12 protein-coding genes are annotated in these 13172 nt (G+C 59.9%); 1 reads left to right on the top strand and 11 read right to left on the bottom strand.

Features of this window, described 5'->3' with window-relative positions; all coding sequences use genetic code 11:
- Positions 1–14: 14 nt before the first annotated feature.
- Together V3390_RS06360 and rpoE are read right to left on the bottom strand one after the other, a co-directional pair.
- Positions 15–962 carry a sigma-E factor negative regulatory protein gene (locus tag V3390_RS06360; protein WP_331690344.1) on the bottom strand — a complete coding sequence of 316 codons (948 nt, stop codon included), beginning with the start codon at positions 960–962 and terminating at the stop codon, positions 15–17.
- Positions 959–1615, bottom strand: coding sequence for an RNA polymerase sigma factor RpoE (rpoE, locus tag V3390_RS06355; RefSeq protein ID WP_331690343.1), 657 nt, complete (start codon positions 1613–1615; stop codon positions 959–961). The genes V3390_RS06360 and rpoE overlap by 4 nt, the downstream gene beginning before the upstream one ends.
- A 137-nt stretch (positions 1616–1752) precedes the next feature.
- Between rpoE and V3390_RS06350 the strand changes: the two genes are divergently transcribed.
- Complete coding sequence (locus V3390_RS06350) at positions 1753–3822, top strand: 3-hydroxyacyl-CoA dehydrogenase NAD-binding domain-containing protein (RefSeq protein WP_331703838.1); 2070 nt, start codon at positions 1753–1755, stop codon at positions 3820–3822.
- A gap of 317 nt (positions 3823–4139) precedes the next feature.
- On the opposite strand, the gene holB is transcribed toward V3390_RS06350, so the two are convergent.
- The 9 genes from holB to V3390_RS06305 all read right to left on the bottom strand — a co-directional run bounded on the left by holB (position 4140) and on the right by V3390_RS06305 (position 13172).
- Positions 4140–5093 (bottom strand): DNA polymerase III subunit delta', encoded by a 954-nt coding sequence (gene holB / locus V3390_RS06345; protein WP_331703836.1) that lies wholly within the window; start codon positions 5091–5093, stop codon positions 4140–4142.
- Positions 5090–5731, bottom strand: coding sequence for a dTMP kinase (gene tmk, locus V3390_RS06340; protein WP_331703835.1), 642 nt, complete (start codon positions 5729–5731; stop codon positions 5090–5092). Before tmk ends, holB begins: the two co-directional genes overlap by 4 nt.
- Entirely contained in the window at positions 5731–6780 is a 1050-nt protein-coding gene (mltG, locus tag V3390_RS06335; protein WP_331703834.1) for an endolytic transglycosylase MltG, read from the bottom strand. Before mltG ends, tmk begins: the two co-directional genes overlap by 1 nt.
- 43 nt (positions 6781–6823) lie before the next feature.
- On the bottom strand, positions 6824–8194 hold the full coding sequence (locus V3390_RS06330) for an aminodeoxychorismate synthase component I (RefSeq protein WP_331703833.1): 1371 nt from the start codon (positions 8192–8194) through the stop codon (positions 6824–6826).
- Positions 8195–8202: 8 nt separating this feature from the next.
- Positions 8203–9441 (bottom strand): beta-ketoacyl-ACP synthase II, encoded by a 1239-nt coding sequence (fabF, locus tag V3390_RS06325; RefSeq protein WP_331703832.1) that lies wholly within the window; start codon positions 9439–9441, stop codon positions 8203–8205.
- A gap of 96 nt (positions 9442–9537) precedes the next feature.
- Positions 9538–9777, bottom strand: coding sequence for an acyl carrier protein (gene acpP / locus V3390_RS06320; RefSeq protein ID WP_331689993.1), 240 nt, complete (start codon positions 9775–9777; stop codon positions 9538–9540).
- Between the two features lie 127 nt (positions 9778–9904).
- Positions 9905–10654, bottom strand: a complete 750-nt coding sequence (gene fabG, locus V3390_RS06315) for a 3-oxoacyl-ACP reductase FabG (RefSeq protein WP_331703830.1) — start codon at positions 10652–10654, stop codon at positions 9905–9907.
- Positions 10651–11595, bottom strand: a complete 945-nt coding sequence (gene fabD / locus V3390_RS06310) for an ACP S-malonyltransferase (protein ID WP_331704328.1) — start codon at positions 11593–11595, stop codon at positions 10651–10653. Before fabD ends, fabG begins: the two co-directional genes overlap by 4 nt.
- 161 nt (positions 11596–11756) lie before the next feature.
- Positions 11757–13172: a M16 family metallopeptidase gene (locus V3390_RS06305; RefSeq protein ID WP_331703829.1), complete on the bottom strand. Its 1416-nt coding sequence runs from the start codon at positions 13170–13172 to the stop codon at positions 11757–11759.

The raw sequence follows: 13172 nt of genomic DNA, 5'->3' as shown, positions 1-13172 counted from the left end.
CAATGAAACAAAGATCAGTTAGCGCCGGCGCTAAGGCCCAGACTCATGGGATCACCCCATGGCGATGCAGATTGCGAAGGCGCCGTCGAGAACGATGCGTTCATGACGCCGGACGCTGCACCGGATGCGGAGGGCCAGGGCTTACCCGACAGGATACGGTCATCGGTGGTGTTGCCCAGACCGAAGGGATCATTGGAGCTGGCCACCGCATTGGCCTTGAGCGCACGACTCAACGGCACCGACAATGTGCGCCGTGGCGTGCTGACCGAATCGGCCACAACCGGCGTTGCAATGGCGACGCTACTTGCTGCGGCCATGGCATCACGCCGCGGCGCCGGAATCTGCAGACGGCGATCTACCGTCAACCCAGCGATTCGCGGGGTATTACGACCGCTGTTTGTAGCCAAGCGACGATTGCGCTGCGCGTTGTCACGGCGAGTCTCTGCGTTATTTGCTTTGACTTGCGGCAACGTGGCTTGCTGCAGGGCCAGGGTGGTCACCGGCGAATCGGTACCGCCCAAACCAAACCGCATCAGCAACGCGGCAACTGCCACGACCGAGACCGAAGCAGCCAGCGAGGCCGGAACTCGCCAACGACGCGACGGCAATGCAGCGGCGACGACCGCAGCGGCGCGAGACGAAGTGCGCGTGAACTGCTGACCGGTAAAGCGCTCGGCATGGACCGCATCGGAATCGGCACTGAGTACACGCTCCTGATCAATGGCCACACGGACGCGATCAAGAAAACCATGCGGCGCTGCCGAACGCGAATCGCCGGCCGACTCACGCAGCAGCTCGGCAGCCAAGGACCAGCGCTGAGCGGTGTCGAGCAAGTCCTGATCATGGGCGACGCGCTTGGAGAAAAACCGCGCCGCATCACCCGTGAGTTCGCCATCGAGCCAGGCGCTCAGGCGTTCCTGATCGGAGATGGAATCTGCAGTGGAATTGGTAGATGTCATCATGGCAGCTGCTCCCGCTTACGATTGCCCGACTCACGATCACGCGGCGCCAAGTCGCCGTGCAGATGACGACGCAAAACTGCATCCATCGCCTCACGGGCTCGGAAGATGCGGGAACGCACGGTACCAATGGGCGTATTCATTTGCTGTGCAATTTCTTCGTAACTAAGGCCATCTAATTCGCGCATCATCAGAGCGGAGCGCAGATCCGGCGGCAATTGCGCCAGTTGCGCATTGAGGACTTGTGCCAGCTCCTGCCGAAGTGCCTCCTGCTCAGGTGATTCACCACTCGAGAGATAATGACCATCGAGTCCGTGCGAAAGTTCCGCGTCGGCGAAATCCACATCGGTCCCGGGCGGACGCCGCTTGCGCGCATCGAGATGATTGAAGGCCGTGTTGACCGCGATCCGGTGAATCCACGAACTGAAACTGGAATCGCCGCGGAAACCCGGCAGCGCACGATACACGCGCACGAACACGTCCTGCGCGACATCCTGACATTCAGACCAGTCTTTGACATAACGGCCGATCACACCCAGCACGCGGTGCTGATATTTACGCAGCAGCACATCGAAGGCGGCGCTATCACCGGCTTGCGCGCGGGCAACCAGAGCAATGTCTTCGTCAGTGGAAGTGGCTTGAGTTACGGGATCCATTTCGTCATTAGTGCGTAAGGGCGGAAGCGTGGGCAATCCTGAATAAGACCGATGAATCAGGGAAAAGTTCCATACCTTGCGGTATCCTTGAAAAATCAGAGTCAACCCACTCTTCCACCATAACTGAGAGAAGTTAAATGGCAGCTGCATCCAGCACTACTGAATGGTTCGCCGGCCTTACCCTACGCAACTGGCGCCCTGAGCTACGCGCCGATGGCGTCCTGGTTCTCTACTTTGACCGCGCTGGTGCCAGTGTCAACACGCTGGCCCAGGAGGTGCTGGTCGAGCTCGATGGCATTCTGGAACGCCTGGAATTCGAGGCTCCTAAGGGTCTCGTGATCGCTTCGGGCAAGGGCAAAGGTTTCGTGGCCGGCGCAGACATCAAGGAATTCGCCGAGTTCGACAAGTTGGGCACAACCGCCGATGCCATCGCTCGTGGGCAGAACGTGTTTCAGCGCCTTGCCGAAGCCAAGTACCCGACCGTAGCTGCCATCCATGGCTTTAGCATGGGCGGCGGTACCGAGATGGCACTGGCCTGCCGTTACCGTGTGGCCTCGAACGATTCTTCGACACGCATTGGCCTGCCCGAAGTCAAACTGGGCATCGTCCCCGGCTGGGGCGGCACCGTGCGTTTGCCGCGCCTGATCGGTGCACCCGCTGCAATGGATCTGATGCTGACCGGTCGCACCGTCAGCGCTTCTGCCGCCCGTGCCATGGGTCTGGTCGATCGCGTGACCGATGCACCCAATCTGATTGATGAAGCCGCCAAGCTCGCACTCAAGGGCTATGAACGCCCGCTCAAACAGCGCGCCCTGGCCTGGGCCACCAACACTGCCGTCGCACGTAAAGCACTTCGTGGCACGCTGATCGGTCAGGTCGCTCGCAAGGCCAACAAAGATCATTACCCGGCGCCGTATGCGCTGATCAATACCTGGGCCAACTCCGGCGGCAGCACGCGCAACTTGCTGAAAGCCGAACAGAAAGCAGTAGTCAAACTGTCTTCGACATCTACGGCGCGCAATCTCATTCGCGTGTTCTTTCTGCAGGAAGGACTCAAGGCCCAAGGTGGCGGTGACTCCGGGATTCGTCACGTGCACGTGGTCGGCGCCGGTGTAATGGGTGGCGACATTGCGGCGTGGGCTGCGTACAAGGGCTTTGATGTGACCTTGAACGATCGCGATCAGGGTGCATTGGATAAAGCACAGGAGCGTGCCACCGAACTGTTCGCCAAGAAAGTCAAAGACGAATCCAAGCGCCCTGCCGTGGCAGCCCGTCTGCAATCCGATCTTGCCGGTGACGGTGTGCGCTCTGCCGATCTGCTGATCGAAGCGATTGTCGAACGCCCCGATGCCAAGCGCGGTCTGTACGCCGCGGTCGAACCGCAACTCAAACCCACTGCAATTCTTGCAACCAATACGTCCTCGATTCCGCTCGCCGAATTGCGCGAAGGCCTGACCCGCCCTGCACAGTTTGCCGGCCTGCACTACTTCAACCCGGTGGCCTTGATGCCGCTGGTCGAAATCGTGCGCGATGAACACGTCTCCGCGGAAACGCAGCAGCGCCTGGCAGCTTTCTGCAAGGCCATCGATAAACTGCCCGTGCCGGTTAAGGGTACTCCTGGCTTCCTCGTGAACCGCGTCCTGTTCCCCTACATGCTCGAAGCCGCTACCGCCTTTGCCGAAGGCATTCCGGGCAAGGTCATTGATAAGGCGGCCATGAACTTCGGCATGCCGATGGGACCGATTGAACTGATTGATACCGTCGGTCTCGATGTGGCATCGGGCGTGGGCAACGAACTCGCACCGTTCCTGGGCTTGCCGATTCCCGCCTCGCTGGCCACTCCGCCGGCCATGGGTGCACGCGGCAAGAAAGACGGCCAAGGCCTGTACGAATGGAAAGACGGCAAGGCCGTGAAACCGGACATGCCCGATGGCTATGCGATCCCCACCGATCTCGAAGATCGGCTGATTCTGCCGCTATTGAACGAGGCGGTTGCGTGTCTGCATGATGGCGTCGTTGAGAATGCCGACTTACTGGATGCCGGCGTCATCTTCGGTACGGGCTTTGCGCCGTTCCGTGGCGGTCCGATTCAATACATCCGCGAGACGGGTGCGGACTCGGTGTTGGCTCGTCTTAAGAAACTCGAAGCGCGCTACGGCGCCCGTTTCGCACCGCGTGCCGGCTGGGACTCTGCAGCGCTGCGCTAGGACGGCTAGAAATCACGCTAGCGGATGGATCGTGCGGGAAGTTTCGGATTCAAGACCTATTTTTGGCCTGAATCCCTATAACAAGATTGAGCGTGGCCGAATCGGGTGCGGCCGTCAACAATAGGAAGACCGCCATTGCTCGCCTGCACTTCCGCCCGGACACCTTTAATAGACCCCAAGAGACACACACTGCGTTCGCACCCCATCGCATTGCATCACCTGAACCGGAAGCATTGGGACCAGTCTATCGCAATTATCGAAGTCGGCTCCCGGCACTTAGCGAATTGCGAAATCGGCACCCGAGAGCCGATTCATTCTCACAAGGAGGACCAGCGCAACAGGAGCTCGTAGATCATCAGGTCTTTGCGTACCGTGGTCGAAAGTAATTTGCGTGTCTGATTAGCACGATCGAACCAGTCGGCGATCGTGGTCGCGGATTTCACCGTAGCCTCGCCATTCGCGATGGCCGCCCGTTGCTGCTCGAGCGCATAGTCGGCGGCAAATTCCAGGATCATTGGCAGTTGACTCGAATCCGCCCACTTGGCCGCTGTTTCTTCGGGCTTGCCCTTGCCGACAGCTAGCGCCTGCAGGGTTGTTCGCACCTGCTCACGCAATGGCAGAATCTCTTCGTCCTGCAACCATTCCAATGCCAGGCCCGGATTGCCGCGCGCCGCCTGCAAGGCCGAACCGGCACGTGCCGCATCAACACCCTGTTCCTGCAGCCATTGCAGCGATGCGACCGAAGTCGGCAGTCTAAACTCAGTGCGCTGGCAGCGACTGCGAATGGTTGCACTCAGACGGGACAGACTGTCTGCAACCAGCAGCAAGTAACGCCCGGGCTGCGGCTCCTCGAGTGTCTTGAGCAAGGTATTGGCGGCCGAGTGATTCATGGCGTCAGCGGGGTGAATCACTGCTACGACCGCAACCCCAAGCTGGGCGCTCAACTGCAGTTTGTCCCGCAATGCCCGCAACTGATCCACGGTGATCTCGCTGCGTTTCTTTCCTTGGGGGTTATCTTCGAAGGTGATTTCGTGCCAGTCAGGATGCGAACCGGCAGCAAGCAGCAGACACGATTTGCAGCGACCGCAGGCTTGCGACAGCCCCTGCTCACTCGCGCCGGTACACAACAGCATTTCACCCAGGGCCCGAGCCGTCTCCAGCGTTCCTAGGGTTGGCGGACCGACGAGCAGTTGCGCATGACCCAATCGACCTTCGGCCAGAGCTTGAACACTGCGCTCCAGCACAGACGATTGCCACGGTGCCAGTGTCATGCGGACAAATGCCGCTGGGCGTAGGCGGTCACAATCTCGCGCACCTCATCGGCAACGACTTGCGGATCGCGATTGGCATCGATCACACGGATCCGTTCCGGCTCGGCTTGTGCGCGTGTCAGATAGCCTTGGCGCACGGCTTCAAAAAATGCGGCCGGTTCTTTTTCGATGCGATCGCGGTCGCCTCGTGCATCGACCCGCGCAAGGCCCACGGGCACATCCACATCGAGCAATAAGGTCAGGCCCGGCTGCACGCCTACAAACTGCTGATTGAGCAATTCGAGCTTTTGCAGATCAATACCGCGGGCAGCACCCTGATACGCGAAACTGGCATCGGTAAACCGATCGCACACGACCCACGCGCCATGCGCTATGGAGGGCAGAATCAGCTTGCGTACGTGCTGCGCGCGAGCTGCGAACATCAGCAGGACCTCGACGTCTTTGGCCGGTGCCTCTATGTGATCGGCAAGCAACAGTTGGCGAATGTCTTCGGCGTACGGCGTACCGCCGGGTTCGCGCGTCTGCACTACCGATTCGCCCAGTTCGCGCAGTACCTTGGTGATCAGCGCAATGACGGTGGATTTGCCGGCGCCCTCACCGCCTTCGAGCGAGATCATCCGTGGCAGGGTCTGTAGCATTACTTAGCCTCCGCCGCGCGACGTGCATTGGTCTCGCGTTGCGTGCGGATGTACTTGGCGACATTGGCCTGATGTTCGGCATAGGTCTTGGCAAAGTAGTGCTTGCCACTGCCATCACCGATTGCGACGAAATAGACCTTGTCCGTGGACGCCGGTTGTGCGGCCGCCTGCAGTGCGGCTTTGCCCGGCATGGCAATCGGAGTCGGCGGCAGGCCGGTACGGGTATAGGTGTTGTACGGCGTGTCGCGTAGCAGATCGGCCTTGGTGATATTGCCGTTGTACGAGGCACCCATGCCATAGATGACCGTCGGATCGGTCTGCAGGCGCATACCGGTCTTTAAGCGGCCCAGAAACAGGCCGGCGATCTCGGGCCGCTCTTCCGGCGTACCGGTTTCCTTTTCGACAATGGATGCCAAGGTCAGCAGCTGATCCTTAGAGCTCAAATTGACGTCGGCTGCCCTGCTCTGCCATGCCTCATCCAACGCGGTAGTCATGGCGGTCATGGCGTGCTTCATCAGATCCAGGTCGGTATCGCCACGGTGAAACACGTAGGTATCGGGCAGGAAGCGGCCCTCGGGATGTACGCCCGATGCACCGAGTTTGGCCATGATGGCTGCGTCATCGAGTCCCTTGGTGTTGTGCTTTAACACGGCATTGGCGTCGAGAGTGCGGCGGAAGTCGCGGAATGTCTTGCCTTCGACCAGCGTGACTTTGTGCACGATGATCTTGCCGTCGCGCATATTGAGCAGCAGCTGACGCGGTGTGATGCCGGGTTCCAGTTCGTACTCGCCGACTTTGAGTTTGCCGGCCGCACCCGTCTGCATGCCGAGCAAACGCCATTGCCAGGACGCACCGTGCAACTGGTCTTTGGCTGCGAGCTTTTCGGTCACGCTGCCCAGGCCCTCACCGCTGTCCAGCACGATCGAATCGTCTCTGTGCACATTCGGCAAGGGGCGATCGGCAAAGCCGAACCACAACCACGCAAAGGCAGCCAGTACCACGGCCAAGGCGATCAGCAGTGGCCATTTGAAATTATTGGATCGACTCACAGGAACTCTGCGTTGGGGCTTGAGGCCATTATAGCGAGAGCGGCTACGGTTCCCGCACGCCCAGAGCATGCAGCATGCCACGGGCTTTAGCGCGCGTTTCGGCCAGCTCCGCCTGCGGTTGCGAGTCGATGACAATGCCGGCACCCGCACGGAACCGCGCGGTATTGCCCTCTACGGTGGCACTGCGGATCAAGATGTTGGTGTCCAGACGGATGCCGTCGTTGCGACCCATCCAGCCCATGGCGCCGGTATAGGCGCCGCGACCGCGCTGCTCCAGCTCCGCCACGATCTGCATGCAGCGAACCTTGGGGCAACCGGTGATGGTGCCGCCGGGGAATGTGGCCTTGAGCACATCGCCGGGCTGCACATCCGCGCGCAGCGTTGCCCGTACGTTACTGACAATGTGATGCACATGCCGATACGTCTCGATCACCATCAGCTCATCCACCTCAACAGAACCGGGCGTCGCAATGCGGCTCAGATCGTTGCGTTCGAGATCGATCAGCATGACGTGCTCGGCACGTTCTTTGGCATGTTCGATGAGCTGGCGTTTGACGGCCTCGTCATCGGCATCGGGAAGGCGTGCGCGGGTGCCAGCAATGGGGCGGGTCTGGGCCACGCCTTCGGCCACGCTCACTAAGCGTTCTGGCGAGGCACTGACGACCGCACCGCCGGGCATATGAAACACGCCGGCAAATGGCGCCGGGTTGTGCTCACGCAACTGCGTGAACAGTGCAGCGGGCTCCACCGCATTGGCAAATTCCGCTAGCCATTCGCGCGAGAGATTGACCTGGAACACATCGCCTGCGCGCAGGTACTCGAGAATGCGTGCCACGGACAGCGTGAAACGTTCCCCGCCGTCTTCGTGCAGGGCCTTAACGGTCGGCAGCGACGGCAAGGCCGGCAGCTCGGTCTGCAGATCCTGCAGGATTTGCGCTTTCAGGTCGGCACAACGAGGGTCGCCAATGAGGCGGCAACTGCCTTCGACACGGTCACGCACAAGCAGCCACGGTACCCGCACTGCATAGGCCACCGGCAACTGCGAAGGCGCAGCGGGCAACTGCAGGATCGGCTCCACTTGAGCCGCCAGCTCGTACGCCATGTAGATGCCATAGCCACCGGTGAAGGCCGGCAAGGTCGGATCGGGCAAGGTCAGATCCGGCAGTTCGCCGTACAGGCGGTTCAGGAGCGCAAAGAAATCGGCATCGGGCTGTTGGGTACCGGCAGCGTCACGCAGCAACCCGTCGGCTGCCAGCGTGAAATGCTCACCGTTGCTGACCAGCAGAAAATCGTAACGGCCGATGCGCTCCTGCACGGCCGACGATTCGAACAGCACCGGATAGCGCTGCGGATTCAACTGCTGCAGACGCAACAGATCGAAGTCTTGGGTCAGCGTCTCGCAGTGCGCGAGCATGTCGGCGCTCAGATGCGCTTAAAGATCAGGGTGCCGTTGGTGCCGCCGAAGCCGAAGCCGTTGGACATCACCACATCGACTTGTGCCTCGCGCGGAGTCAGCGGCACGTAGTCCAGATCGCAGCCCTCGGACGGATTGTGCAGATTGATCGTCGGCGGAATAATGCCGGTTTCCAGCGCCTTGACCGAGAAAATGGCCTCGATACCGCCGGCAGCACCCAACAGGTGGCCCGTATTGGACTTGGTCGACGAAACCATCATCTTGTAGGCATGATCGCCAAAGGCGCGCTTGATGGCCAGCGTCTCGGCCAGATCGCCCAGCGGCGTAGAAGTACCGTGGGCATTGAGATAACCGATCTGATCGGGCGAGACACCGGCATCCTTGATGGCAGCCGCCATGCAGCGCGCAGGACCCTCGCCGTTTTCGGATGGTGCGGTCATGTGATACGCGTCGGCCGAAGCACCGAAGCCGGAAAGCTCGCAGTAAATACGGGCACCGCGTGCCTTGGCGTGTTCGTACTCTTCGAGAATCAGAATGCCGGCACCGTCGCCGAGCACAAAGCCGTCACGGCCCTCATCCCAGGGACGCGAAGCGGTGGTCGGATCGTCGTTGCGGGTGGACATGGCCTTCATGGCGCAGAAGCCGCCCATGGAGGTCGGCGAGGATCCGCGTTCGGCACCGCCGGCAATCATGACATCGGCATCGCCGTACTGAATCATGCGCATGGCCATACCGATGGAATGGTTGGATGTAGCACAGGCCGAAACGGCCGAGAAATTCGGGCCTTTGGCGCCGGTGATCAGCGACACCTGACCCGGCAGCATGTTAATGATGGTCGAAGGCACATAGAACGGCGAGATCTTGCGCGCACCGCCATCGAGATATTTGCCAGTGGTTTCCTCGATACCGACAATGCCGCCGATACCCGAGCCGATGATGGCACCGATCCGTTCAGCGTTGGCATCGGTAATTTCAAGCCCTGCGTCCTGCAGCGCCATGATCGATGCGGCGACACCGTAGTGGATGAATTCATCCATCTTGCGGGCATCTTTACTGTTGATCCACTGGGTGGGATCGAAATCCTTTACCTTACCGGCAATCTTGGTAGTAAAACCCTCGGTGTCGAAATGCGTGACGGGGCCGATGCCGGAACGGCCATCGAGAATGCCCTGCCAGGTGGAAGCAAGGTCATTGCCCAGGGGCGACACGGTACCCAGACCGGTGACGACGACGCGACGGTTAGACATACAGAACTCCGAGGTTTCCTTACAGACAGATTTTACCGCAGGCACAAACAATCGGGGCCGCAAAGCGCGGCCCCGACTTGAACAGCATCAAAGCTCTTACGACTTGACGTGTGCGTTGATGTAATCAATGGCGCCCTGCACCGAAGTGATCTTTTCGGCTTCTTCGTCAGGGATTTCGCATTCGAATTCTTCTTCGAGGGCCATAACCAGTTCAACGGTATCCAGCGAGTCGGCGCCCAGGTCATCAACAAACGAAGCGGTGTTGGTCACTTCTTCTTCCTTGACACCCAGTTGGTCGACGACGATCTTCTTGACGCGTTCTTCGATAGTGCTCATGTTTTCTCTCTCCTCCCGAAATGGGATGTTTCAGCGAATAGTCTAAAGGAATCCGGCAAGTTCGCTACACACACCGGATTGAAACGTTCGTTTGAATCCATTGAACCCTAACTACGTTAGGAATTCGTTAGGACATGTACATGCCGCCATTGACATGCAGGGTCTCACCGGTAATGTACGACGCGGCCGGCGAGGCCAGAAACGCAACGGCGTTGGCAATATCCGCCGGCTCGCCTAGGCGCCCCAGAGCAATGGTTTCTTCCATCGCCTTGCGGTTGTCCTCGGGCAGATCCTTGGTCATGTCTGTCGCAATAAAGCCCGGTGCCACCACGTTAACAGTCACGCCGCGCGAGCCGATCTCTTTAGCCAGCGATTTGCTGAAGGCAATGATGCCGGCCTTAGCCGCGGCATAGTTCGACTGACCTGCATTACCGGTCACACCAATCACCGAAGCGATATTGATAATGCGACCTTTGCGCGCCTTCATCATGGTGCGCATGACGGCCTTGCTGGAGCGGTAAACGCTGGTGAGGTTGGTATCGAGAATGGCCTGCCAGTCCTCGTCTTTCATACGCAACAGTAAGTTGTCGCGCGTGATACCGGCATTGTTGACCAGGATCGAGATCCCGCCGCTGGCCTTATTGATTTCATCAATCAGCGCTTCGATGGCAGGGCCGTCGCCCACATCCAGCACGCGACCCTCGCCTTGCACACCGTTGGCTTTAAAGCGGGCAGTAATGGCATCGGCGCCACTTTGCGACGTGGCTGTACCGTAAACCGTCGCGCCCTGCGCAGCCAGCGTATCGGCGATGGCAGCACCAATGCCGCGGCTAGCACCGGTAACCAGTGCGATTTCGCCCTGCAACGTAAGGCTCATTTGGCATCTCCCTGCAATGCCGCCAGGAATGAATCCGGCGTGTTGATAGTTGTGGCGGTCAGATTGCCATCGATCCGTTTGATCAGACCGGCCAGCACCTTACCCGGACCGCACTCAATCACTTGCGTAATACCGCGAGCGGCAATGGCCTGTACGCAATGCGTCCACAGCACCGGCATGGAGAGTTGCCGCACCAATGCATCCTGGATGGAATCCACGGAATCGTGCACCGAGGCATCGACGTTCTGAATCACGGGAATGGCTGGCAGGCTCCACGTGATCTTGTCGAATTCGGCCCGCAGCTGTTGCGCGGCATCGGCCATCAGCGGTGTGTGCGACGGCACCGAAACCGCCAGCGGAATAACCTTGCGGATACCCTGCTCCTGCAGCCATGCCACCGCACGATCCACTGCCGGTTTGCTGCCACCGATCACGATCTGACCGGGCGAGTTGAAATTGGCAGGCACCACGATTTCCGTATCAGTCGAAACGATCCGGCAGGCCTTGCGCACGAGATCATCGTCGGCGCCCAGAACCGCAGCCATACCACCGGTACCGGCCGGACAGGCCGCTTGCATCAGTTGTCCGCGCTTACGCACCAAGACAGCGCCATCGGCCAATGACAAGGCACCGGCAGCAACCAGAGCACTGTACTCACCGAGCGAGTGACCCGACAGGACTGCGGGTCGGGCACCGCCCTGCTCGATCCAAGCCCGATACAGGCCCACGGATGCCGCCAGCAAGGCCGGCTGGGTGAACTCCGTCCGGTTCAACTGATCGTCGGGGTTGTTCTGGCTCAGATCCCACAGGTCCACACCGGCGCCTTGCGAGGCCTCGTCAAACGCGGCGCGAAGGCTAGGCTGCGCTGCAGCCAGTTCGGCCAGCATGCCCATGGATTGGGAACCTTGGCCGGGAAATACAAATGCTAACTGCTCGGGCAGATCGGACACTCGAAACCTTTGGAATCAATAATCACAATCCGCCATTCTAAAACGGGGATTATGAAATTGTCTGTACCGATCGGTATGGCAGGCCCGCAGCGCCCTCCCAACAAAAAGGGCCGGAATGCTCCGGCCCTTTTGCGATATGCGTGATGCGGACGTTACTTGCGCTGTTCAAACTCACCGAACGGCTTGAGTTGATCCGATACGGCTTTGCTGTCACCCACCACAATCACCGACATATCGGCGGGTTTCCAGTATTCGCGAGCCATCGCCTGCACTTGCGCGGCGCTGACCGCACGAACCTTGTCTACGTATTGCGTGAAGGCTTCGATCGGCAGACCAACTAGCCAGTTGTTTGCCAAGGTGCGCGCCACGGACGACTGCATCTGATTGGTAATCAGGAAACCACCGGCCACATAACGCTTGGTGTCGTTGAGCTCCGCCGCAGGCACCGGTTCCTTTGCGAGACGATCAAATTCGCCGAAGAACTCTTTGAGTGCTGCGCCCGTCACCTCATTGCGAACATTGGCACCGGCCTGGACACGGCCACCTGCAGCAAACTCGGCATCGGTTGCGGAAGCGCCGTAAGTGTAGCCCTTGTCCTCGCGCAGATTCTGATTAACGCGACTTGAGAAGCCACCGCCCAATACATCGCTAGCTAAACCCAGCGGGAAATAATCCGGATGAGTCGCCGCAATAGCCGGCCTGCCGATCAGAATGGCGGACTGGACGCTGCCATCGCGCTGCAAGATGGCACGGGTCACCGGTGCGGTCATCGGCGCCTTGGGAGTGGCGGCTGTTGCCGTACCGACGCCCTTCCAGCTGCCAAATGCTTTTTCCGCCATGGCGAAGCCCTGCTCGGCCGTGAGCTTACCGGTCAGCACCAACAAGCCACGCTCCGGACGGAAGCGACGCTGATATTCACTCAACAATTGTGCGCGCGTGACGGATTGAATCGACTGTTCGGTGGGCATTATGCGCGCATACGGATGATCACCAAAGGTGGCGGCCAGCATGGCGCGCGCTGCACGCGTATTGGGCTGCGCCTCGTTCACCTTGAGTGCTTGCAATGCATTGGCCTTGGCCAAGGTCAACTCGTTTTCGGGGAAGGCCGGCGAGCGCACGACTTCTGCCAGCAAGTCCATCATCTGCGGTGCATTGGATGCCAGCGAATAACCGCCCACGGTCAGGCCATCGTTACCGGCACCGGCATAGACGCCACCGCCAAGGCCCTGGGACAGTTCGGCAATGGCACGCGAATCGCGGACGGTCGTGCCTTCGCTCAGCATGCCGGCAAGAATGGAGGCAAAGCCGTTGCTGCCTTTGGGATCGGCAGCATAACCGGCGTCACGCAGGGCCAATGCAACATCCACGCGGGGGATGCCGTTGCGCGGCAGGACCCACACTTCGAGGCCGTTGCTCAGCGTGCGCTTGGCGATGTCAATTTTCGGAATTGCGGCGTCGGGCGCATAGGCCGGCAGTTCCTTGGGCAATTCGGCTTTGGGGCCAGCGAGCACGGGGGCTGCCAACGTCAGGGCAATGGCTGCGGCCATCAGACGGATCTGCAGTTTCAT

Origin of the sequence: Aquilutibacter rugosus, from assembly GCF_036541335.1 — a bacterium.
GTDB lineage: Bacteria > Pseudomonadota > Gammaproteobacteria > Xanthomonadales > Xanthomonadaceae > Aquilutibacter > Aquilutibacter rugosus.
This window is presented reverse-complemented; position numbering and strand designations above follow the sequence as displayed.